1 pseudogene is annotated in these 279 nt (G+C 58.8%); it reads right to left on the bottom strand.

Annotated elements, in window-relative coordinates:
- Positions 1-123: 123 nt before the first annotated feature.
- Positions 124-279, bottom strand: a pseudogene (locus EN869_RS34140) (molybdate ABC transporter permease subunit); the annotation flags it as partial.

The raw sequence follows: 279 nt of genomic DNA, 5'->3' as shown, positions 1-279 counted from the left end.
AAAAGCAGGAAGACCGCGAGGAAAGCGAAGGCGATCGCCATCAGCACCGCCTTGACTTGCCGACTTTCGGTTACTGCCGCCGACAGGCTCTCGTGATGCGGCTCGTAGGATTTGATCTCGGGATCAGCCATAGCGCTTGCGGCTCCATGTCTGGGCGAGATTGACGACCAAAAGCATCAGGAAGGACAGCGCCAGCATGATCGCGGCGATCGCGGTCGCTGCCGGATAATTGTACTCCTCCAACCGGATCACGATCAGAAGCGGCGCGATCTCCGACTT

It is taken from the genome of Mesorhizobium sp. M2D.F.Ca.ET.226.01.1.1 (assembly GCF_004022705.2).
Lineage (GTDB): Bacteria > Pseudomonadota > Alphaproteobacteria > Rhizobiales > Rhizobiaceae > Mesorhizobium.
The sequence above is the reverse complement of the archived record's forward strand: the minus strand, read 5'-3'. Positions and strand labels throughout refer to the sequence as shown.